The 23,548-nt window shown below is 47.9% G+C and carries 22 protein-coding genes; 12 read left to right on the top strand and 10 right to left on the bottom strand.

The genetic code is table 11. From position 1 onward, the window contains the following. Positions 1-4: 4 nt before the first annotated feature. From mutS to QTL79_RS07020, 10 genes are all read left to right on the top strand, one after another. Positions 5-2,605: a DNA mismatch repair protein MutS gene (gene mutS, locus QTL79_RS07065; RefSeq protein ID WP_346354253.1), complete on the top strand. Its 2,601-nt coding sequence runs from the start codon at positions 5-7 to the stop codon at positions 2,603-2,605. Then, a complete protein-coding gene (gene mutL / locus QTL79_RS07060) occupies positions 2,602-4,500 on the top strand; it encodes a DNA mismatch repair endonuclease MutL (RefSeq protein ID WP_346354252.1) in 1,899 nt (632 codons plus the stop codon). The genes mutS and mutL overlap by 4 nt, the downstream gene beginning before the upstream one ends. Before the next feature lie 5 nt (positions 4,501-4,505). Then, a complete protein-coding gene (locus QTL79_RS07055) occupies positions 4,506-5,300 on the top strand; it encodes a class I SAM-dependent methyltransferase (RefSeq protein WP_346354251.1) in 795 nt (264 codons plus the stop codon). Continuing rightward, positions 5,293-6,228 carry a tRNA (adenosine(37)-N6)-dimethylallyltransferase MiaA gene (gene miaA / locus QTL79_RS07050; RefSeq protein ID WP_346354250.1) on the top strand — a complete coding sequence of 312 codons (936 nt, stop codon included), beginning with the start codon at positions 5,293-5,295 and terminating at the stop codon, positions 6,226-6,228. Before QTL79_RS07055 ends, miaA begins: the two co-directional genes overlap by 8 nt. 48 nt (positions 6,229-6,276) lie before the next feature. Further along, positions 6,277-6,534: an RNA chaperone Hfq gene (gene hfq, locus QTL79_RS07045; RefSeq protein WP_346354249.1), complete on the top strand. Its 258-nt coding sequence runs from the start codon at positions 6,277-6,279 to the stop codon at positions 6,532-6,534. 69 nt (positions 6,535-6,603) lie between these two features. Beyond that, positions 6,604-8,403: a GTPase HflX gene (gene hflX / locus QTL79_RS07040; RefSeq protein WP_346354248.1), complete on the top strand. Its 1,800-nt coding sequence runs from the start codon at positions 6,604-6,606 to the stop codon at positions 8,401-8,403. A 51-nt stretch (positions 8,404-8,454) separates the two neighbouring features. Further along, positions 8,455-9,666, top strand: a complete 1,212-nt coding sequence (locus QTL79_RS07035; protein WP_428845468.1) for a methionine gamma-lyase family protein — start codon at positions 8,455-8,457, stop codon at positions 9,664-9,666. Between the two features lie 125 nt (positions 9,667-9,791). Further along, a complete protein-coding gene (locus tag QTL79_RS07030; RefSeq protein WP_346354246.1) occupies positions 9,792-11,075 on the top strand; it encodes a hypothetical protein in 1,284 nt (427 codons plus the stop codon). A 51-nt stretch (positions 11,076-11,126) separates the two neighbouring features. After that, a complete protein-coding gene (locus tag QTL79_RS07025) occupies positions 11,127-11,957 on the top strand; it encodes a PRC-barrel domain-containing protein (RefSeq protein ID WP_346354245.1) in 831 nt (276 codons plus the stop codon). A gap of 71 nt (positions 11,958-12,028) precedes the next feature. Next, positions 12,029-13,396, top strand: a complete 1,368-nt coding sequence (locus QTL79_RS07020) for a VanW family protein (protein ID WP_346354244.1) — start codon at positions 12,029-12,031, stop codon at positions 13,394-13,396. Positions 13,397-13,438: 42 nt separating this feature from the next. Here the strand turns inward: QTL79_RS07020 and lexA are convergent, their stop codons facing one another. Further along, on the bottom strand, positions 13,439-14,068 hold the full coding sequence (lexA, locus tag QTL79_RS07015; RefSeq protein ID WP_346354243.1) for a transcriptional repressor LexA: 630 nt from the start codon (positions 14,066-14,068) through the stop codon (positions 13,439-13,441). 178 nt (positions 14,069-14,246) lie between these two features. On the opposite strand from lexA, the gene yneA reads away from it, so the two are divergent. Together yneA and QTL79_RS07005 are read left to right on the top strand one after the other, a co-directional pair. Beyond that, the gene (gene yneA / locus QTL79_RS07010) at positions 14,247-14,561 is read left to right on the top strand and encodes a cell division suppressor protein YneA (RefSeq protein ID WP_346354242.1); all 315 of its coding nucleotides are present in this window, start codon (positions 14,247-14,249) and stop codon (positions 14,559-14,561) included. Positions 14,562-15,019: 458 nt separating this feature from the next. After that, on the top strand, positions 15,020-16,003 hold the full coding sequence (locus tag QTL79_RS07005) for a site-specific integrase (protein WP_346354241.1): 984 nt from the start codon (positions 15,020-15,022) through the stop codon (positions 16,001-16,003). A 79-nt stretch (positions 16,004-16,082) separates the two neighbouring features. Here the strand turns inward: QTL79_RS07005 and QTL79_RS07000 are convergent, their stop codons facing one another. From QTL79_RS07000 to surE, 9 genes are all read right to left on the bottom strand, one after another. Further along, the gene (locus QTL79_RS07000; protein WP_346354240.1) at positions 16,083-16,625 is read right to left on the bottom strand and encodes a 2-oxoacid:ferredoxin oxidoreductase subunit gamma family protein; all 543 of its coding nucleotides are present in this window, start codon (positions 16,623-16,625) and stop codon (positions 16,083-16,085) included. Continuing rightward, entirely contained in the window at positions 16,622-17,374 is a 753-nt protein-coding gene (locus tag QTL79_RS06995; protein ID WP_346354239.1) for a thiamine pyrophosphate-dependent enzyme, read from the bottom strand. Before QTL79_RS06995 ends, QTL79_RS07000 begins: the two co-directional genes overlap by 4 nt. 2 nt (positions 17,375-17,376) lie before the next feature. Beyond that, positions 17,377-18,444: a 3-methyl-2-oxobutanoate dehydrogenase subunit VorB gene (locus tag QTL79_RS06990; RefSeq protein ID WP_346354238.1), complete on the bottom strand. Its 1,068-nt coding sequence runs from the start codon at positions 18,442-18,444 to the stop codon at positions 17,377-17,379. Positions 18,445-18,463: 19 nt separating this feature from the next. After that, positions 18,464-18,667 carry a 4Fe-4S binding protein gene (locus QTL79_RS06985; protein ID WP_346354237.1) on the bottom strand — a complete coding sequence of 68 codons (204 nt, stop codon included), beginning with the start codon at positions 18,665-18,667 and terminating at the stop codon, positions 18,464-18,466. 203 nt (positions 18,668-18,870) lie between these two features. After that, on the bottom strand, positions 18,871-19,218 hold the full coding sequence (locus QTL79_RS06980; RefSeq protein ID WP_346354236.1) for an ASCH domain-containing protein: 348 nt from the start codon (positions 19,216-19,218) through the stop codon (positions 18,871-18,873). 77 nt (positions 19,219-19,295) lie between these two features. After that, positions 19,296-20,579 carry an amidohydrolase gene (locus tag QTL79_RS06975; protein WP_346354235.1) on the bottom strand — a complete coding sequence of 428 codons (1,284 nt, stop codon included), beginning with the start codon at positions 20,577-20,579 and terminating at the stop codon, positions 19,296-19,298. Between the two features lie 30 nt (positions 20,580-20,609). Then, positions 20,610-21,851, bottom strand: a complete 1,242-nt coding sequence (locus QTL79_RS06970) for an adenosylhomocysteinase (protein WP_346354234.1) — start codon at positions 21,849-21,851, stop codon at positions 20,610-20,612. 254 nt (positions 21,852-22,105) lie between these two features. Next, positions 22,106-22,747, bottom strand: coding sequence for a pyrophosphatase PpaX (gene ppaX, locus QTL79_RS06965; RefSeq protein WP_346354233.1), 642 nt, complete (start codon positions 22,745-22,747; stop codon positions 22,106-22,108). Next, on the bottom strand, positions 22,744-23,526 hold the full coding sequence (surE, locus tag QTL79_RS06960; RefSeq protein ID WP_346354232.1) for a 5'/3'-nucleotidase SurE: 783 nt from the start codon (positions 23,524-23,526) through the stop codon (positions 22,744-22,746). The genes ppaX and surE overlap by 4 nt, the downstream gene beginning before the upstream one ends. Positions 23,527-23,548: the final 22 nt, after the last annotated feature.

Below are 23,548 nucleotides of genomic sequence, written 5' to 3'. Positions count from 1 at the left end.
GCATATGACCGTAAAATACACACCGATGCTGGAACAATACCTGGAAGTCAAACGCCAGCATGTTGATGAAATACTATTCTTTCGCCTCGGCGATTTCTATGAAATGTTTTTTGAAGATGCCAAACTGGCTTCGCGTGAACTCGAAATCACTCTGACGGCGCGCGACGGAGGACAGACGGAAAAGATCCCTATGTGCGGCATCCCGTATCATTCGGCGGATAACTATGTTGCAAAACTGATCCAAAAAGGCTTCAAAGTCGCGATCTGCGAACAAGTCGAGGATCCCAAGCAAGTTAAGGGGATCGTGCGGCGCGAAGTTGTGCGGATCATTACTCCCGGTACGGTCATTTCGGATTCGCTGCTGCCGGACAACGGCAACAATTTTCTCGTCGCAGTATGCGAAGAGGACGGCGTGCTGGCCTTTGCCGCGGCGGACATATCGACCGGAGAGTTCACCTGGACCGTGCTGACCGGGCCCTATCGGACGAGCGGCCTGTGCGACCATCTGTTCCGTCTGCTGCCGCGCGAGATCATTTTCACTTCGAAGCTTGAAGAGTGGAAGGAACTGGAGTCCTTTTTAACGAATCGGTTGTCGGGCTGCACCCAGACGACGTTGACGGCGCTCGAGCCGGCAAGACTTGCTGAATTGAACCGGCAGCACTTTAGCAAGGAGCTGATCCCGGCACAGGAGGTTGCGATCCAGGCGATTGGCAGCCTGCTGTATTATCTCCATAATACGGTCAAGTCCGATCTTAGCCATATGAACCGGCTGACCCGCTATGAATCAGGCGATCATTTGGTCATTGATGCGACCGCACTGCGCAATCTGGAAATTACCCGCAATATCCGCGAGGGCGGCAAGAAAGATACGCTGCTGTCGGTGCTCGATTATACAAAGACGGCGATGGGCGGTCGGCTGTTGAAAAAATGGCTGGAATATCCGCTGGTCGAGAGGAATGCGATCCGGCAGCGCCAGGATGCGTTGGCCGAGCTGATCGGCAAATCGGTGTTGCGCCAACGCCTGCAAGCCTGTCTGGCGGACATTTACGACCTGGAACGCATACTGACGCGCGTCGAGGTCGGAACAGCCAATGCGCGCGATCTAGTGGCGCTTAAGACGTCGCTGCTGGCGCTGCCAGCGATCAAGGAAGAGCTGCAGGGGACGGAAAGCAGTCTGCTGGCCAATGCGTATCTGAAACTCGATACGCACAGCGAGACGGCCAACCTGCTCGAAAACGCAATCGTCGACGCGCCGCCGTTCTCGGTACGTGAAGGCGGCATGATCAAAAGCGGCTACGATCTGGAACTCGATGAGCTGCATGCGATTTCGCGCGACACGAAGCAGTTCATCCAGGACATCGAAAGCCGGGAACGTGAGCAGACGGGCATCCGTTCGCTCAAGGTCGGCTACAATAAGGTGTTCGGCTATTATATCGAAATCACGCATGCCAACGCGGCCAGCGCGCCGGCGAGCTATATCCGCAAACAGACGCTGGCGAACGCGGAACGCTATATTACGCCGGAGCTGAAAGAATTTGAAACGAAGATTCTCGGCGCGCAGGATAAGATCGTTAATTTGGAATATGCGTTGTTCATATCGCTACGCGAGCATGTGAAGGCTGAGTTGCAGGCAATTCAGCGTACGGCGCAGGAGTTAGCGGTGCTTGATGTCCTGCAGAGCATGGCGGAAGCGGCATTTCGCAACCAATATATCCGTCCGACGATCAATGATCAGCGAGAAATCATCATTCGCGACGGTCGTCATCCGGTCGTGGAACGATTGCTGGTCAAGGAACGGTTTGTACCGAACGACACGGTGCTGGACCATAATGAAAACGAAGTGATCCTGATCACCGGCCCTAACATGGCGGGCAAGTCAACGTACATGCGCCAGGTAGCGCTGTTGGTGTTGATGGCGCAGATGGGCAGCTTTATACCAGCACGCGAAGCTAGCATCTGTCCGGTCGACCGTATTTTTACGCGCGTCGGCGCGAGCGACGACCTGGCAACCGGGCAAAGCACGTTTATGGTGGAAATGAACGAGGTGGCGCAAATCTTAAAGCATGCGACGCACAACAGCCTGATCATTCTTGACGAGATCGGTCGCGGCACAAGTACATTTGACGGTATGAGTATTGCGCGTGCGGTGATTGAGTATTTGCGCGAAAAAATCAAGGCAAAGACGTTGTTCGCGACGCATTATCATGAATTGACCGTGCTTGAAGATTACAGTCCGCTGATTCGCAATTATTCGGTCGCGGTCAAGGAACGAGGTACAGAAGTCGTATTTCTGCGCCGCATCGTTCCCGGAGGCGCGGATAAGAGCTACGGCATCCATGTCGCGCAGCTGGCGGGTCTGCCTAAGCGCCTCACGCAGCGCGCACAGGAATTGCTGCAGGAACTTGAAGCGCCGGGGGCAGGCGAACAAAGGGAAACGAACAAACGTTCGCGAGATGTGAAGCCGCAGGCTGCCGTATCGCTTTTTTCGTCAGCAGCTATCGATGAACTCTTGGCGGTCGACGTGATGACGATTACGCCGCTCGAAGCGATGAATGCATTGTATCGCTTGCAGACGCTGGCTAGACAGGAGTCTGGTAAATTATGAGTAGAATTCAATTATTGGATGAACATACTGCGAACCAGATTGCGGCCGGAGAAGTTGTCGAAAGGCCGGTATCGATCGTCAAGGAATTGGTGGAAAACTCTATCGATGCCGAAAGCCGCAATATAGAAGTGGAAATTATGGATGGCGGAATTCGATATATCCGCGTTACTGATGACGGAAGCGGCATGGATCGCAGCGATGCAGAAAATTGCTTGTTGCGCCATGCCACAAGTAAGATTCGCTCGGCCGATGATTTGCATTCGCTTGTTTCGCTCGGTTTTCGTGGCGAGGCGCTGCCAAGCATTGCCGCTGTAGCTAAATTTTCCGTGACGACGCGAGTGGTCGACAATGAGATTGGAACGTACGTTCGGGTTGAGGGCGGTCAGTTGCAGGATTTGCGTGAAGCAGGCTGTGCTGTAGGCACGACGGTGACGGTCGAAGAGCTGTTTTATAATGTTCCTGCCCGACTTAAATTTCTCAAAACGCCGTCTTCAGAAGGCAGTCATATTAACGACGCGCTGTGCAAGCTGGCACTGGCCTATCCGGAGGTGTCTTTCCGCTTGATCCATAATGGTCGGTTGGTGCTGTCGACGCCGGGTAATGCCGACCTGAAGGAAACGATCAGTCATATTTACGGTCACAAGGTACTGCCGGAGCTATTGCCGATCGAATACCGGGACGAAGAGCGCGGCATTGCGATTGAAGGCTATCTGTCTAAGCCGACATTGCTCAAAGGCAGTCGGCATTGGCAAAGCTATATCATCAATCGCCGCGTCATCAGTAATCGTTCAATTGCCAAAGCGCTTGACAATGCCTATCATTCGTTGCTACCGAAAAGCGGCTACCCGCTTGCGGTGTTGCGCCTGACTGTGCCAGCCGAGACTGTCGACGTGAATGTGCATCCGCAAAAGAGTGAAGTCAAATTTAGCGATGAACAATTGATTTTTCGCGCCGTGTACAAGGCGGTCGGCCAGTCTCTTTCGATAACGCCAAGCGGCGGAGCGCAGCAGCTTGCGACTTCACTCGACAGTGTGATTTCCGACCGGGTGCGTTCAGATGTCGGAGAAATGGGGCGAACAAATGTTTTTCCTTCTCTTTTTCAACGTCCGGATTATGCGCCGCGCAATCCATCGTTTTTACCGACTCTGCAGGAAAATAAAGCTGCTTTTAATACAGGAGAACTGCGTGCTGCATTGCAGCAGCAGGACGAGATGATCTTCACTGGCGAACGCGCCGCGGCCGAACCCGAACCCGAACCCAAGGAGTCAACGCATGAAGGTAGAGAGGCTTTTTCGGAGGAGCGAATCTTTGACAATGCGAATGAAGCACTGGCGTTATACCCGCTAGGCCAGATTGATGATTGTTATATCATAGCGACGGATACGAAGTCGATGTATTTGATTGATCAGCATGCAGCACATGAACGAATACTCTATGATAAACTTTGTTCTCATGCCGAACGAATTCCGGCGCAGCAATTATTAATGCCGGTATATGCCGATCTGAGTGAACGTGAAATCGATATCATCTCACGCGAAAGTGCGTTGTTCATTGAACTTGGCTTTTCAATCGAGGCGATGGGACCGTCGGTGGTTCGCATTAGCGAGGTACCGGGGGATCTTGGCGTTGATGAAGTGGAGTTGATGTTGCGTGAGATTCTCGGCGCATTTCTTTCTTATCATCAGCCGACGGCGGCGGAACTGCGTCATCATGCACTGCAGATTGCGTCCTGCCGCGGCGCAATCAAGGCGGGGCTGCGACTCAATATGCGCCAAATGCAAGCCCTGCTCGATGAGTTGTGCTTGACCAGTCGCCCTTATGCCTGCCCGCATGGCCGGCCTTGTATGTTGCGCTTTACGCCAGAACAAATTGATAAGCTGTTTAAGCGGACATGACCACAATGCAAAAACATGTGATTGTCACGACAAGCGGAAAAACGCATGCCGAGCGTGAAACTTATGCAAAGGAAGCCGCCAATATCCTGCACTGCGCTTATGTGGTGCGAAGCAATTTGTCATTGCCGCAGCTGCAGGAACAGCATCAAGCGGAAAACATTCTGGTCGTCAAGCAAAGTGGATGTGTATTGCATACAGCGGGCGGAGAATTCTTCTTTCATCCCAGTATGGCAGAACTTCGTCTCTTGCAGCTGAAACGAGGCCAATCCGATCATATGCTTGCGGCGATGGCGCTCGAACCTGGGATGCGGGTCTTGGACTGCACGCTGGGCTTGGGAACTGATGCGATTGTTGCCAGCTGGGGGGCGGGAGCGACGGGCTATGTTTGTGGCCTGGAAGTTGCACCGTTGACCGCTTTTATTGTCAAGGCTGGGCTGCAGCAATTCCTCGCCGCGCGGGAGAATGTCGCACCAATCGAAGTACTCAATGTCGATTATGAACAGTTCTTATGCGAGTTGCCTGACAAGTCTTTTGATGTGGTTTTCTTCGATCCGATGTTTCGTCAGCCTATTTCTTCCAGCTCTCAGTTGAAACCGATGCGCAGCTTGGCGGATCATCGGCCTTTAGCGGAAACAGCGCTTAATGAGGCGATTCGTGTGGCGAAACACCGGGTAGTTGTGAAGGAAATAAGCGGCAGCCAGGAATTTTGCCGGCTCGGAATAACGAAAATTTATGGCGGGCGCTACAGCAGCGTTCAATACGGCGTCATTGATTTGCAGGCAGGTGATAAAGATGAATAAATTAGTGGTGATTGCTGGTCCTACGGCGGTCGGTAAAACGCAGCTCGGCATCGATATTGCGCTGCAGTGTGGCGGTGAAATCATATCGGGTGACTCGATGCTCGTCTACCGGGGAATGGATATCGGGACGGCCAAACCGAGTCTGGTCGAAAGAAAAGGCGTGCCGCATCATTTGATTGATATCATTGAGCCTGGTGCAACGTTTAGCGCGGTTGACTTTCAGCAGGCTGCCGAAAAGCTGATCTTTGATATCCAGACGCGCGGCAAGACGCCTATTATTGTCGGAGGAACCGGTTTGTATCTTAAGGCGTTGCTCGAAGGATATACGTTTGTTGCGGCTGAAAGCAATGCGGCTTATCGCAAGGAAATGGAAGGCGTGGCTGAAGAAAAAGGAAGCCAGTATTTGTATGAGCGGCTGCGGTGTGTTGATCCGGCTGCCGCCGAAAGAATCCACCCCAATAATGTGCGTCGTATGATTCGCGCGCTCGAAGTGGCGGAATTGGGCGGTGAAACGATTCCGGAGACGCAGGTGCTTGCGGCGGATCAACTGCTGCGTTATGATGCGGTAGTCGTCGGGATCACGATGGAACGTGCGCTACTGCATCAGCGGATTAATGGTAGAGTTGACAGTATGGTTGAGGCTGGTGTTTTGGCTGAAGTCGAGGAGTTGCTGCGTCGGGGCATCGAGAGAGACAGTCAATGTATGCAGGGAATCGGCTACAAGGAGTTCGTTGCACATTTGGCAGGGGAGTGTAGTTTGCCTGAAGCGGTTGAAAACGTCAAGGCACATACACGCCAGTTTGCCAAGCGGCAATGGACCTGGTTTAGGAAAATGCCCTATCTGCATTGGTTGGAGTATCAGCCGAAGAAAGGATATGCATCCTTGTTGGAATCTTTTTACCAGACGTTTGCAGGAAACTACTTATGAAGAGGCGAATTTTAATGTAAAATGAGGCGTGCAGGAGGGCGGTTGCGAATGACAGGTAAGCTTAATTTGCAAGACAGTTTTCTAAACCAGATTCGCAAGGAAACAAATTTGCCGGTTGTTATTTACTTAGTGAACGGATTTCAGATACGCGGTATCGTCAAAGGCTTCGATAGCTTTACGGTTATTATCGAACACGAAGGAAAACAGCAGCTGGTATATAAGCATGCCATATCGACGATTACGCCGACACGACCCTTTGCCGCCAACTGGAACGAGCGTCGCGAAGAAGCGACAAAACCAGAATGAGTGTATCATAACAAAGAGGCTTCACTGGAGGCCTCTTTTAATGCGTTTGAAAGTAAGGTAGGTGTTATTATGCCGGAAATATTGGGCGATACCAGCGGAATTAGAAAGACGATGCTGGAACGAATCAAGAATTTTTACAATCACAGCATGGATAAGCGAAAGATCATCGCTGAAGAATTGCTGCAGGAAATCGTCGAGGTAAGTGAACTGATACAACGGGAAATTGCCGTGTATATAAGTCGGCATGGAAAAGTGCTGGCCGTAGTGATTGGCGATATTGCCAGCGTATCACTGCCGGAACAGAATCAAAAGCGCTCACAGCAAAACCTCTGCGGCGTTCGCTGCATCCATACCCATCCAGGTCAGAGCGGTCAATTGAGCACGCTTGATACCGCAGCGCTGCGCGAATTACGCTTTGACGTGATGGTATCGGTCGGACAACGCAGCGGAGAAATGGAATTCGGCGTGGCGTTTTTGGCAGGGCGGGATGTGGACGGAGGTTTTTCGGTGAGTTCGCATTACCCAGTTTCAGCGGAAGAGTTGTTTGCCACTGACATTTCCATACTGATTCAGCAGATTGAAGGTGCACTAGGGCGAAACGCTTCCAACCTGGTTGCGACTGGTAAAGAACGGGCAATCTTAGTCGGTATGGAATGGCAGGGAGGCTGGGGGGCGGAAGAATCCTTAGCCGAGCTTGGCTTATTGGCCGAGACGGCGGGTGCGGAAGTTGTCGGACGGTTCTGGCAAAAGCGCGAGAAGCCGGATGCCGCTCTGTTCATCGGCAAGGGCAAGGCGCAGGAAGTCGCGATGTTGCGACAGGAAGTCGAAGCGTCAATTATTATTTTTGACGATGTCTTAAGTCCGGCGCAGCAGCGTAATCTGGAGCAGGTACTGGGCGTGAAAGTTGTTGATCGCGCCGCACTGATTCTCGATATCTTTGCGCAGCGCGCCCGTTCGCATGAGGGAAAGATGCAAGTCGAGCTGGCTCAGCTTAAATATCGTCTGCCTCGGCTCGGCGGACAGGGCCTGGTCTTATCGCGCCTCGGCGGCGGCATCGGGACTCGCGGGCCGGGCGAGACCAAACTGGAAGTCGATCGGCGGCGGATACGCGCGCGGATCAGTGAGATCGAGACTTCGATTGGTAATGTGCGCAAGCAACGGGCACTGCATCGTAAGGCACGTCAGGCCGCCAATACGCCGACCGTAGCGCTGGTCGGTTATACGAATGCGGGAAAATCGACGTTGCTCAATTATTTGACGCAAGCCGGCGTTCTCGCGGAAGACAAGCTGTTTGCCACGCTTGATCCGACGACGCGGATGGTGAAACTGCCGGAAGGGAAAGAGGTTCTGTTCACCGATACGGTAGGCTTCATTCAAAAGCTGCCGCATCAATTGATTGCAGCGTTTCGGGCCACGCTCGAAGAAGTCGTCGAGGCGGATCTGCTCTTGCATGTCGTGGATGCGAGCCATCCGCAGTGGGAAGAGCAGCGTGAAGAGGTGTTCAAGGTTTTAAAAGAACTAAAAGCCGAGACGAAAGCGATGCTGATGGTTTATAATAAGACCGATCTTGTCGTAAATCAGGCGGAAGTGAATCGCATGCTGCGCGATGAAAACAGTGTGGCGATCTCGGCGTTGACCGGTGAAGGAATGATGCAACTGCTGCGGCAGACGGAAGTGTGTCTGACCGGCGTAATGGAAGAGATGGAGCTGTTGATCCCGTATCAGGAAACAGCCAGCTTGACGAATTTGTACAAGGTGGCGCAGGTGAAAAAGCTGACGCATGATGAGAACGGCACAAGGGTTATCGCGCTTGTCCCTAAAGAATATACGGCAATGTTTGCAGCCTATTTATCTAACGGTATGCACTAAGAGGAGGAATTCAATCTGGAATCGCTTATGACCAATCAGCGCCTGTTGGCGATGAAGCAAGAAGTATTGGAAAAAATCCAACCCTGTTTTCAAAAGATCGAGGATGTTTCATTTCGAAACACGCTCAGGATACTCACCGCGTTCCGGAACCATAAACTGGCGGATTTTCATTTCCGCAGCACATCCGGCTATGCGTACAACGATCCGGGGCGGGAAAAGTTGGAAGAAATTTGGGCTGAGGTATGTCAATGTGAGGCAGCGTTGGTGCGGACTCAGTTCGTATCCGGGACGCATGCACTGGCGACGGTCCTGTTTGGTATCTTGCGGCCGGGCGACCATTTGCTGTCGGTCACGGGAAATCCGTATGATACGATGCAGACGGTAATCGGACATAGTACCGACGAGCCGGTCCCCGGGTCGTTGAAGGATTTTGGCGTTAGCTACAGTCAGTTGGAATTATGCGAAACGGGAATTGATTATGATAATCTGGCAGCGGCAATCATGCCGCAGACCAAGGTTGTCCTGATCCAGCGTTCGCGCGGCTACAGCATGCGGCCGACGCTGACGATTGCTGAAATTGAACGGCTGTGTCGCGAAATCAAAGCGGTCAAGCCGGACTGTTTCTGCTTTGTCGACAATTGCTATGGCGAATTCGTCGAAGACCGGGAGCCGACGGCCGTAGGCGCGGATATTATGGCCGGTTCGCTGATAAAAAATCCCGGCGGCGGCATCGCCCCAACTGGCGGTTATATCGCCGGAGCTAAGGAATTGGTCGAACTGGCGGCCTATCGTCTCACCGCGCCGGGAATCGGCGGCGAAGTTGGAGCGTCGCTCGGTGAACCGCGTTTGCTGTTCCAGGGATTGTTTTTAGCGCCGCATGTGACAGCGCAAGCAGTAAAAGGAGCAATCTTTGCGGCGGCTTTGTTTGAAGAGTTAGGCTACAGCGTGTATCCGAAATGGACGGCGGAACGCAGTGACATCATTCAAGCGATCGAACTAGGCAGTCCGGAAAAAATGACGGCTTTTTGCCAGGGATTACAGCATTATTCACCGGTCGATGCACATGTGAAGCCGGAACCGAGTGGAATGCCTGGCTACCAAGACCAGGTCATCATGGCGGCGGGAACGTTTGTACAAGGCGCATCAATTGAGTTGAGTGCAGATGGTCCGCTACGGGAGCCGTATATTGTTTATTTGCAGGGTGGACTGACTTTTGAACATGCGCTGATTGGAGTTTTGGGTGCGGCAAATTCGCTTGAATAGGGTAAATGAAATGAAAGTATAAAAAAATGTAATAATTTAATCTTGTTGACAGGAAAAGTAATCATTGTGGCGAATATAGAAAAAATGATTGGTAAATCACAAACCAGGAACTGTGGTGTTAGTTGATGGAATATGTATTAATAACGCTGATGACGATATCGTTTTCGACGCTGATGGTTTATTTTTTTGCTAACCATGTGTTCAAGATTGCGATTCGTTTAAAGCCTCTGCTCATTTGTGCGGCTTGCGCGATACTAATTAGCGTTGTTTTGCCGCGCCTAGCTGTCGGTATGGTCGGTTTGGCAGGAACATTCGGCATTTTGTTGGTTTGTGCCGTGATTTTTGCCTATTTGATTGCATATCATTGTGATAAACCGGCTACGGATAGTGATGAATGCGAAGTTACATCTGGAAAGATAATAGTCGATGAACCGCTCGTTCAACCCCTAGCGAAGGATGTTGAACCAAGTCAGCGTCAAGAATTGCCGAAGTGCGAATCTATTGCTGAGATTCCCGAAACGTTTCCTGAGAAAGAAGTTGAGGTTGCGGTTCAAATGCCGGAACCGTTTGTTGCTGTAGATGAAAGCGTTGCATTTGAGGAAGTTTCTTTTGCGCTTGAAGATGTGGCTGAAATGGCTCTGGAAGCCAGTGATTTGAAGAGAAAATCTGATCAAAAAGAAGAAACGATCGAATCTGAGCCGGAACTTGAACCGGTGAAAGACGAGTGTCGAACGACTGAAGACGATCGTGTTGACCTAAGATTGCAATCAGAGGCGAGAAATATTGTTGTAGAGCAATACGATGACGGAGAAGTCGAACTAAGAACGGATAAAGAAGTAAACGTAACGCTAGAAGCAGCGGCGGAGACGGGGGCGAGTGTAGACGTTGAGCTTTCACTCGAGTTAGAAGATGTCATCACGCCAGAAGAACGCGAAGCTGCGTCGCAGTTACCAGTAGAACCAGGGGACGATATTGGCAGGGATGGTGAAATTGTGCAAGCTGATAATGCCCAATGGGAAACGTTAGATTTAGAGATGCTGTGGGATATGGCGCTTACACATAAGGAAGAAAAGGCCTTTGCCTTAGCGCTCGGTTGTTTTAGGGCTATTTTACGCAGGTTTCCTGAAAGTGACCTGGTTTCACTGGTCGCCATTGAGGCGGCTAACCTTTTGAAAAATGACGGTCTATATGACGAAGCGATCAATTTGTTTTCAGAGGCGCGAACGTTGCCTGCAATAAGGGAAGATGCTCCTATGGAGCAAGAATTTATTGTGGCAATTGCGTATCTGCGAATTGTAAAAAATATCTTGGTGCAAAATCGCTTGGGATTCATGCCGTTTCGCAACATTCCAGAGGAAATCTTGCATGAGATTGATTCGGAGTTTAAGGAGTGGCGGAAGTTAGCTTGACCTTAATTAGCAATAATAATTTTTGAAGAAAAATAGGAGGGTTTGGCATTTATGAAAAAAAGCATTGAGATTGTAGGTCTGCCAATTGTCAGCATCACGGAAGGTAGAGAGCTTGGTATTGCAAAATCGATCCTGATTGATCCGAATGCGCGTACGGCGGCAGCTTTATTGGTAGATGACGGAAAATGGTACTGGGGCGCTAAATTCCTACCTTTTACTTCTATTACCGGCCTGGGCGAATCGGCGATTATCGTTGAAAGCTGCAATTCACTTCAAAACGTAGAATCGGTTCCTGAATTGGAAAAATTATTAGAAGATGAAGTGAAAATTATTGGCACAAAAGTTCTGACACGTACAGGACGCATCCAAGGCAAGGTTACAGAAATTATCATTGATATCGGCGGTAAAATTGTGGCCTGCGAAATCGAAGAGTCGACCGGTAATCTGACGAATTTGCCGGCACAGCAAGTAATTACGTTTGGTAAAGATGTCTTGATCATGACTGATAATGGCGATGAGGTCGTTGATGTAAAACCAGTTCTTGCTGCAGTACCGACACCTGTAGCAGTACCGGTAGCGACGCCGGCTGCAGAAACTTCAAAAGCCGTTGTTGCGGAAAAAGAAGAAGCTGAAAAGACGGTAGCAGTGGAAGCATCTGAAGCACCTGCCGATCTGGAAAAATCGCCCCCGGCAGCTGAAGAAGGCGGCAAAAAATTTGATGACAAACACCGCAAATATTTGTTAGGCAAGAAAGCTAGCCGTAAAATTGAAACGGACAATGGCATGTTGATTGTAGATCAAGGCGGCGAAATTACTGAAGAAGTGCTGCAAAAGGCAAAATTGGCAGGCAAATTTGTAGAGCTGTCGATGAATATTCAATAATTGAAATCCCCGCAGTATTGCGGGGATTTCCTTACGCTATAAGACTTTAAGTCCAGGAAGGAGATAACTTTTTGTCTAAATCAGGCCAGGTGAAAAAAACCATTCTTTTTTGGACGTTGATCTTGTTGCTAAGCGGAACGAGTCTCGTCGCCGCCAATGTGTTTTTTCAGATTTCAGATACGGTTTATGAAGGCGTTCGAGTCGGTAATATACCGGTCGGAGGGCTTAATAAACAGGAGGCGGCAAACCGGATAAGAGAATCCTTTGCATCTGGCGCGGTGCAAACGTTGCAATTGGCTAGTGATGAGCATGGCACATGGAACATTCAGGCGCAAGATATTGCATTGCAGATTGATCCAGATGCGCTGGCAAATGCTGCTTATGCCATAGGGCGTAGTGGAGGGATAATCAACCGTGTGAAGGATCGCTATATAGCGGCGAATAATCAAATTATTTTACCACTTCATGCTCAATATGATCGGGAAAAATTAAATGAGCAGCTAAAGGCGATTGCGAAACGAATTGAGAGACCGCCGCTAAATGCATATCTAAGCTATGAAAATGACAGAGTGAAAGTAACTAAAGAAGAAATCGGCTATCACATTAATACGTCAACTTTAGAGGGGCAAATTGAGCAGGCATTGAAATACACCATTCCGCCGTTATCGATTAAATTGGCGGCGGATGTTGTTGAACCGAGCATTAAGGCGATCGATTTGCAAGGGATTGATGACCGCTTAGCTCGATATACGACGCAGTTCGATTTAAATGATTACAATCGGCAAAAGAATATCGCTCTTGCGGCAGAAAAACTGGCGGGTGTATTGATAAAGCCAGATGGAATTTTTTCTTTTAATGAGTTGGTAGGACCGCGTAGCGCAGAAAACGGTTATCTGGATGCGCCAGTTTATATTAATGGAAAATTGGCCGTTGACGTTGGGGGCGGTGTCTGTCAGGTCAGTACCACTATTTATAACGCTGCACTGCTGGCTGATCTTGAGATTGAAGAACGTAGCTCTCATTATCGACCGCCCGGTTATGTGCCACTCGGTTATGATGCGGCTGTTGCCTATGGACTACTAGATCTTAAATTTAAAAATAGTATGGAAAGTCCGTTGTATATTGCGGTATCAATTAGCGCTTCGCAGCTGAGCGTCGACATTTATGGTCGGCGTTTGCCAGCAGGATATGAAACCAAAATCATGGCTGTCGACAAGAGAGTTGTCGAGCCGACGGTTATTATTCGTCAGGATGAACAATTGGAATTCGGGCGTGAAATAATTGAAAATGACGGCGCATGTGGTTATGCGGTTACGCTAATTAGAATTACTAGCCAGGATGGCAAACAGATAAAGCGTGAAATTCTTTCAACGGATGAATTTCCTGTAGAAGAAAAAATCGTTCGCGTCGGGACAAAAGCATATCGCGGTAAAAAATAGAACTGACGGGCTTGCCGAATAGGCAACCCGTCAGTTCTATTTTTAGATATTCCGATATAGACTCATGACCTTACCCAGGATCTGGATGTTGCGGGTAAAGATTGGTGCCATGCTGTCATTTTCCGGTTGTAGGCGAACATACTCCTTTTCTTTAAAGAAACGCTTTACTGTTGCCTCTTCACTGTCTAGTAATGCTACAACAATATCGCCGTTTTGAGCGGTAGATTGTTCGCGAACCAAAACATAATCACCGCTGAAGATGCCTGCATTAACCATACTATCACCCTTGACCTCGAGCATAAAAATTCGGTCAGCAGCAGTAGAACCCAGTAATGATTTTGGCATGGCATGAGTTTCTTCAATATTTTCAACCGCTAAAATAGGTTGACCGGCCGTCACTTTTCCGAGCATCGGAACAGGGACAACATCTTCGTTATGCCACCAAGAGAGAGTATCGGTGACGTCGATGGCGCGGGGTTTTGTTGGATCACGGCGGAGCAGACCTAATGTTTCTAATTTGGATAAGTGGTTATGAACGGTTGAACTTGAACTAAGGCCGACAGCAGCACCTATTTCACGAACTGAGGGGGGATAACCTTTAGCACGCAGATTTTCCTTGATGTAATCTAAAATTTGTTGCTGCCGTGGACTAAGTTTAATTGGAGCTTGCATAATAACGTTCTCCCTTAGCATAAATTCAATGAATTACTTTAAATTATAGCAATTCATCGAGAAAAAAGCAAACAAATGTTCGGAAAAACTTGACAAAGTTTTTGAATACGCATAAAATTAAAAGAAAAGGAACGTATGTTCGCATTTGATTTTAGTTCTTTGACGGGAGGTATTTGAAATGAAGCGGTATTCATGCAGAAATAAGGAAAGACTGGTGCTTGTTTTAATTCTTTGCATCGTGGCAGTTTTTTTTATGACGGGTTTTAGCAATAATGAACAAAAGGGTGAGGAAAAAAATATAATAATTGTAACGGTGGAAGAGGGTGACTCTTTATGGAAGATCGCCAAACAACATATGAAAAATGATCAAGACATACGAAATGTAATTTATGATATACGTGAAGCAAATCAATTATTAGGCAAAGAAATTAGTTTATATCCTGGACAACAATTGAAAGTTCCCTGTCGCGTTGCAATAAATGGAACTCGATAGAATTGACGTCTGATAATTTTATTTATGTAAAGTCAAGGGTGGGGTGAAACTCTTAGCTCCGAAAAAAATGCGTAAATTTTAAAATAGCTCTGTTGCTGGCAAATGGAGCCATTTCAAAATCAGAATTGAGACGATCGAAGGCAGTTTTTATTGTACGTTTTTCCTTTGCCTGTTTTTTATTTAGTAGCGTGATGGGCCACAAATAGCCTGTATCCTGTCGTGCTGCGTAAGTTTATTTTGATATAGGCGTCTCTGATAGGCTACACTTAATCGTACAGAAAAAATGATGTCATGCTATGATAGCCCCTAAAACATACAACGATAAGTTCAGACGGCGAATCTGCCGAATCATGAAAAACCGAGGTTTAATAATAATAATATTTTAGTCTTGATTTCTAACTAACGATAATTTATAGTTATCACTAGTTAGACGTTTTTTTAAAGGAGAAACTGTGATTATGAACCGACAAAACAAGGATTTTCTGCTTCGCAATAATAAATTAGTCGAAAATAATGATAAGCTTTCAGTAAAAAGTAAAAAACGTTTGCAGAAATCTAAAGCTGAAAACACCTTGCGCGCCTATGAGGCCGACTGGAATGATTATTATGATTGGTGCACGCACCATAAGCTTAAAATATTGCCCTCTGAGCCAGAAACAATTGTTAATTATATTAACGACCTGGCTGATCATGCCAAAGCGAATACGGTATCACGCCGTTTGAGTGCTATTTCAGAAAATCACAAATCGGCAGGCTTTATCAATAATAATCCTTGCCGTACTGGTCTTGTTCGCAATGCGTTAGATGCTATAAAACGCGAATATGGCACTCTTCAACGCGGTAAAGCTCCAATTTTAGCGGATGATTTGAGAAATATTTCACTCCATTTTGATTGCAATGACATTGCTGGTATTCGAGATAAAGCCTTACTATTATTAGGTTTTATGGGAGCGTTTAGACGTTCGGAATTAGTAGGGATTGACCTTGAGGATTTAAACTTTACGCCTGATGGAGTAGTTGTTTTTTTAGCACATTCTAAAGGCGACCAAGAAGGACAAGGTGAGCAAGTTGCAATCCCCTATAGTTGTTCAAATCCTGATATTTGTGCAGTGAGGGCATTAAATAGCTGGATACAAGAAGCGCACTTGATTGCAGGTCCCCTCTTCCGTCCTTTAAATAAGCATAAGCAAATAAGGAATAGTCGATTAACGAATCAGTCTGTGGCAATCATTGTAAAAAAGTATGCAAAACTTGCAGGCTTAAATCCCAATTACTTTGCAGGTCATAGTCTGCGGCGTGGTTTTGCGACAAGTGCGGCTCAATATGATATTGATGAACGTTCAATAATGCAGCAAACGCGCCATAAATCAGAAAAAATGGTGAGACGCTATATTGAGCAAGGGAACTTGTTTAAAGATAATCCGCTAAATAAAATGTTTTAGGCAATAACAAAAGAAGGGCGACCGCTTCATTATAAAGCAATCGCCCTTCTTTCGCTTTGTCTCTTCTAAGCGTATTTCCTTATTTAAGTTTTTCAATGAACTCCATGCCACGACGAATTGCTTGTTCGTTGATCGTCAGTAAAGCAGGTTTGCTGGCAAATACTTTAGCAAACGCTTTGATTAGCGAATCAACAGTTACAATACCAGTTGCAGCTACTAGAGCGCCAAGAATAATCATATTGGCGACCTTACCATTGCCTAACTCGGCTGCAATTTCGTTGGCTGGGACCATATAAGTCTTGATGTCGGCACGATCACAGCCTTGGTCAACCAAGGAGCTGTTGATGACCAACACGCCACCAGGAAGAATTGAGGGAGCAAACTTAGCAATTGAAGGCAAATTCATTGCGACAACCGCATGCGGTTCGCTGACGATCGGTGCGCCAATCGCTAAATCAGAAACGATGATGGAACAGTTTGCGGTACCGCCGCGCATTTCTGGTCCATAAGAGGGAATCCAGGATACCTGTTTATCTTCCAGCATGCCTGCATAGGTTAACAGCTGTCCCATAACCATGACGCCCTGGCCGCCGAAACCGGACATAATGATTTCCTGTGTCATTTTACCACCTCTTCCGGAGTTTTGAATGTGCCAAGCGGGAAATATGGCATCATGTTCTTCTCCAACCAAGTCATGGAAGCTACCGGACTCATACCCCAATTTGTCGGGCAGGTGGACAATACTTCAACTAAAGTGAAGCCCTCACCACGGAGCTGAATTTCAAAAGCTTTTTTGATCGCCAGCTTAGCTTTAGCCATATTGCCGGGCGTATTCACTGCAACACGGGCAATGAATTTCGCGCCATCAAGTGTAGATAACATCTCCGATACCCGAATGGGCATACCGGCCTGATCTTCTTTTCTGCCATAAGGTGAAGTCGTAGTGACTTGCTCAAGCAGCGTAGTCGGTGCCATTTGACCACCAGTCATACCATAAATGGCGTTATTGACAAAGATGGTTGTAATTTTTTCGCCACGTGCTGCGGCGTGAACGATTTCAGCACAGCCGATTGCGGCTAAGTCGCCATCGCCTTGATAAGTAAACACTGCCGAATCTTTGTGGACGCGTTTGATGCCGGTAGCTACTGCAGGTGCACGGCCGTGTGCCGCTTCAAACATATCAATGTTAAAGTAGTCATAGGCCAACACGGAACAGCCGACTGGTGCAACGCCGATAGCTTTGTCTTGCAGGCCAAGTTCATCGATGACTTCTGCAACTAAGCGATGAATGATGCCATGATGACATCCAGGGCAATAATGCGTCGAAACATCACATAACGATGCAGGCGCTTTAAAAACTATTTCAGACATGCTCACTTATCCCCTTTCGCCTGCAGAACGGCAAGAATTTGCTCATATATTTCATTTGGATTAGGCATCATGCCGCCCATTCGTCCGTAAAAATAAACTGGTTTGGCGCCATTAACTGCTAAGCGAACATCTTCGACCATCTGTCCGGCACTTAGCTCGACAGACATAAACGCTTTGGCTGTTTTAGCCAGAGCAGCAAGTGGCTCGCTTGGGAATGGCCAGAGTGAAATCGGTCTAAACAGGCCGACTTTAAAGCCTTCTTGACGGGCTTTTTCGACTGCGGTCCGAACAATGCGCGAAGTGATGCCGTAAGAAACCAGGATTAAATCGGCATCCTCCGTATGCAGTGATTCATAGCGGACTTCATTGGCTGTTATCGTAGCATATTTTTCTTGGAGATGAATATTGTGCTTTTCTAAATTTTCCGGCTTTAAATGCAGCGAATTGATGATGTTTGGCTTTGTACGGCCACGCAAGCCGGTAGCAGCCCAAGGTTTTTCAACAATTTTATTTTCAGGCGGATTAAAAGATACCGGCTCCATCATTTGGCCGAGTGCTCCATCACCTAAAAGCATAACCGGATTTCTATATTTGTCGGCAAGATCAAATGACAGCAATGTGATGTCGACCATCTCCTGCACCGAATTGGGCGCCAAAACGATATTACGATAATCGCCATGTCCGCCGCCTTTAGTGGCTTGGAAATAGTCGCACTGCGAAGGTTGAATCGTTCCGAGACCAGGACCGCCGCGAACGATATTGACAATTACGCAAGGCAATTCTGCACCGGCAATATAAGAGATACCTTCCTGTTTTAAGCTGATGCCCGGACTCGAGGATGAAGTAAGAACGCGAGCGCCAGCTCCGGCTGCGCCGTAGACCATGTTAATTGCAGCCACTTCACTCTCTGCCTGAACAAATACGCCCTCAATTTTCGGCATGCGTTTAGCCATATATTCGGTGAGCTCTGTCTGAGGTGTAATGGGATAGCCAAAATAATGCCGGCAACCAGCCACGATAGCTGCTTCGCCAATGGCTTCATTCCCTTTCATTAAGACCTTTTCAGCCACGATAGTTGTTCCTCCTTGCCTATTTGTGAATTTCAATAACTACATCGGGACACATCTTGGCGCATAAAGCACAGCCGATACACAGTGTTTCATCAGAACAAGTGGCCGGATGATAGCCTTTCACGTTGAAGTGAGTAGCCATGACGACGATTTTTTTCGGACAGACGGTCGTACACAATTCACAACCTTTGCAACGATCTTCTCTAAATATTGGTTTTGGCATAGCGAACCTCCTTGTGTAATGGACTTTTTAGATTTTTGTACTTTTGTAGAGTGCGAAATAAACCTAACTCTTTAGATTCGCAAGAGAGTCATAAAATCCTGCTATGAAAACACTTCTTTTTGCAAAATTTTCTTTCAATGCTTTATTCAAGCAATAAACAACGGCACTCAACGGTGACTGTGACCGCGAATGCCGTTGAGTGATTATTCTATTATTTCTGAAAAATAGACCACAGTAACAGTATCCGTAGGTGTAAAGCTGCGATCATAAATAGACTGCAAAAAGACCATCAGATCTTCCACCGAATTGAGGTCAGGGTTTTCACCCTGAAGATCCTCTTTATTTAGCTGCGCAATCGGTTTGACGAGCACACGATCGAGCACGCCGGTGTAAATTTTTTTCTTTTGTGCAAAGCGTTTGCCGACCGTAACCCAGACGATATCACCTTCTTGATATTTGGCAGATTTATCGCCAAGGCGAATAGTGCAGGTCTTTCGGCGGCAGACCAATTGACTGTGATAGTTGGATGAGTAAAAGTTTAGGGCTTTCACATGTACTCCCCCTACAAGTTAATTTCATGCTATCTTCGCGTTGCCAAGGAATAAATCCTGTGGAAACAGCTGTTTTTTTATGAAGTCAAACGTGTGGCACGCTTTTGGACTTCATAAAAAAGCTGTTCTTCATCAATCGTAGTCAGCTTGCGATTCTCCATCAACAATGAACCATTGACGATCAGCGAATCAACATCGCGACCGCTGGCAGCATATGTTAAGAGTGAAAGGCGATCAAAGCGCGGATAAAGATGTGGTTCCCTGAGGCTGAGGATGGCCAGATCGGCCTTGAAACCAGGTGCGATTACGCCGATGGAAGCCTGCAGCCCTAACGCCGTAGCGCCGTTTTGGGTTGCCATAGAGAAAGCTTGCTTTGCGGGAATCGCTTGGGGGTTGTTGCCGTGAACTTTGTGCAACAATGCAGCCAGACGCATTTCCTCAATTAGGTCAAGGTTATTGTTGCTGGCCGCACCATCGGTACCGAGTGCAACACAGATGCCGGCGTCAAGGAGTTTCGGAACCGGCGCAATGCCACTGGCCAGTTTCATGTTACTGGCGGGATTGTGTGCAACCCGAACATTATATTGCTGAAGGATTTCAATGTCAGCATCGGTCATATGCACGCAGTGCGCGGCTAGTACGCCACGTTCAAAAAGACCGGCATCCTTCATCAATGCAAAGGGTGTCTTGCCATATTCTTTCTGACACTCGCCTATCTCCCACTCGGTTTCAGCCAGATGAATATGGATTTCTGCGTCTAATTTTTCGGCCAGTGCGAGGACTTTTTTCAAATAATCTGGCGGGCAGGTATAAGGTGCATGTGGTCCGAGCATTACACTGAGACGTCCGTCGGCAGTGCCGTGATAAGTTGTGAACAACTCTTCCGCTTCGCGCAGGCCTCGATCACCGTTTGGCAGGCTCGACATGCCGCGCGCAAGAACTGCACGGATACCAGACGCTTGGACGGCATGGGCCACTTGATCCATATGGATATACATGTCGGAAAATGTGGTCGTGCCGCTCCGCAGCATTTCAGCAATTGCCAGCATCGAACCCCAGTAGACATCTTCCGCGTCCATCTTCCCCTCTGCAGGCCAGATTTTCGTTTCCAACCAGTCCATCAGTGCCATGTCATCGGCGTAGCCGCGGAAAAGGGACATCGCAGCATGCGAATGTGTGTTGACAAGGCCTGGTATTACCAGCTTATCACTGCAATCTAGTGTACGATCCGCCTGCCAATCAGCTGGAGGTGTTCCGACAAAGAGAAGGCGATCGGCTTGAATGCCGATGTCACCTTGTTGGACCGTTCCTTCGGCGGTCAGGAATTCACAATCTTTGAGTAATAAAGTTGCATGATCCATTGTAACTAAACTCCTTGCATTACCAAATTATTAAGCTTGCAGCAGGTACTTGCGCTGCTCGTCGCTGAGCGTATCAATCGCAATGCCCATGCCTGCCAGTTTCAGCAGTGCAACTCGTTCGTTTAATTCATTGGGCAAAGTGTAGACTTCCGGCGCTAAATTTTTGTGATGGTTGAGAATATGAAGAACGGCCAGTGCCTGCATGGCAAACGACAGATCCATGATTTCAGTCGGATGTCCGTCACCGGCAGCCAAATTGACTAAACGGCCTTCAGCCAGCAAATAAACTCTTCGTCCGTCAGTCATGGTAAATTCTTCAATGTTTTTTCTAACAATTTTGCGACTGGCTGCTAAAACACTCAGGTCGGCTTTGCTGATCTCACAATCGAAGTGACCGGCATTAGCAAGAATTGCCCCTGTTTTCATGACCGCGAAATGCTCACGGCGGATCACGTCGCTGCAACCGGTCAATGTGACGAAAATATCACCGACTTTAGCGGCTTCCTCCATCGGCATGACTTGGAAACCATCAAAGACTGCTTCAATGGCTTTGATCGGATCAACTTCCGTTACGATAACATTCGCACCGAGTCCTTTAGCCCGCATTGCAACGCCTTTGCCGCACCAACCATAGCCTGCGATAACTGCAGTTTTTCCGGTTACGGTAAGGTTGGTTGTGCGCATAATGCCGTCCCAGGTTGATTGGCCAGTACCGTAGCGATTGTCAAATAGATATTTGCAATAGGCATCGTTTACCGCGATCATAGGAAAGGTGAGTCTTTTTTCAGCGGCGAGAGCTTTGAGACGCAGAACGCCGGTGGTTGTTTCTTCAGAGCCGCCAAGAATATTGGAGGCCAGCTCCTTACGTGCGCCGTGTAGCAGCGAAACAAGATCGCCTCCGTCATCGACAATGATGCTGGGCTTGGTGTCGAGTGCCTTGTGTAAGAAACTTTCATATTCTTCAGCGGTGGTATTGTACCAGGCAAAGACTGTGATGCCCTGCTCTACCAAGGCGGCAGCAACATCGTCTTGTGTGGATAATGGATTACTACCGGTAACAGTGACGTTGGCACCGGCGTTTTTTAAAACAATGGCTAAGTAGGCTGTCTTTGCTTCCAAGTGCATCGTAACGACTAAGTTTTGCCCGAGCAGGGGTTTCGTTTGGCTCAATTCATCATTAAGTTTGTTGAGAACGGGCATGAATTGCTTGACCCAATTAATCTTATCGTGGCCCTGTGGAGCTAAGTTGATATCGCGGATAATCGATTCCATGAAATAACCCTCCTGAAAAGTTGATAGTATGTGTACTCAGTATTGCATAAACATAACTTTAATTAAATTCGTCTCAAAAAAAAAAAATCCTGTCTAAATGGCGAAAAAACAAGAAGACTACTGAAACTTTTTAAAAGCATACAGCGCCTAAATGTATTGTATGGACTAATGAGACAATAAAAGTCACATCATGGTTGTTGTGTAGTAGATAAAAGGAGTTGCTTATTCCGGCGAATAAGCAACTCAGATGCTGTTTACAAGAGCTTGCAAATTTCTTTCAATTGCCTAATATTGCTGAGAATGTATTCCGGCTTGGCTGCGAGGACTTCGTTCCAATCGACATGGCTCCAACAGACTGCGGCGGCTTCTACGCCGGCGCGGTGCGCGCTAAGAATGTCGAACGGACTGTCGCCAACCATTAAACATTCTTCCGGTGCAAGGCCCAGAAGAGACAGAGCCGTCAATACTGGTTCTGGATCCGGTTTGTGGTGAAGGGAATCTTCTAAGCCGATAATGAGGCTGAAGTATTTTTCTAGATCGAATAAAGCTAGGCCTCGTCGAGCGGTTTTAGATACTTTAGATGTCACAATTGCCAGTTTAAGACCCGCCGCCTCTAATTCGGCAAGTGTCGTCTCAATGTCGGGAAAAATCGTCACCATCTCGTCGTGGTGCGCCAGGTTGTATTCGCGAAATGCCTGCAGCAATTCTTCCGGCTTATCCGGTCCCAGTGCCTCCATCGCAGCGCGCAAAGGTTTGCCAAAGAAGGAAAACACATCCGACTCGGCAATAGGCCGGTTATAGACGGTTGTAAAGGCATGCTGGAATGAGCAGATAATTAACGGCGTCGTTTCCAGCAGGGTACCGTCTAGATCAAATAAAATCCCTTTGATCGTCACGACTTGTTCCAAGCAAGGATGTTAGGCAATTGTTCCATCTGACTCATCAAGTCATAACTGGTGAGATCAAAATGAATTGGAGTAACCGATATCCGACCTTCCTGCAGTGCAACGATATCGCTGTCGTCATCATTGTCGTTATCGACAAGATTGCCGCCCATCCAATAATAAGTGCGGCCGCGCGGATCACTACGTCGTTCAAAAATATTTTCGTACTTGCGAACGCCCAGTTTTGTAATCGACATGCCGCTAATTTCTGAAATTTCAAGCGCAGGCACATTAACGTTCAGTAAGGTGTTTGGCGGTAGCGGATTGGCATGAATATGAAGTGACAAAGCACGGATGAATGAAACGGCTGCGGAAAAATTTCTCGACTGCCAGGAATCCAGCGAGACTGCGATTGCAGGCAAACCATGCAAAGCGCCTTCAATTGCGGCGCTGACAGTTCCCGAATAAAGTACGTCTGTACCTAAATTTGGTCCATGGTTAATACCAGAAATGACAAGGTCAGGGGGAGTTTTCATCAAGGCCTCAATTGCAATTTTCACGCAATCGGCCGGTGTTCCGCCAATGCTCCAAGCTTTTATGTTTGGGCTGCTGACAGGATATTCATCGACCCGGATTGGATGATGCATTGTGATTGCCTGACTCATGGCGCTACGTTCTCGGTCTGGTGCAGCAATCGTTATTTCGGCTGCCGGCAACGTCGCAAGTTCCTGCCACAGTGCTTGAATACCGCGCGCCTGGATTCCATCATCGTTGGTAAGCAATATTTTCAAAGTCCTCTCCCCTTTCATCGTT

Source organism: Azotosporobacter soli, assembly GCF_030542965.1.
Taxonomy (GTDB): domain Bacteria; phylum Bacillota; class Negativicutes; order SG130; family SG130; genus Azotosporobacter; species Azotosporobacter soli.
Note: the sequence above shows the minus strand (reverse complement) of the source record. Positions and strands in the feature narration are given on the sequence as shown.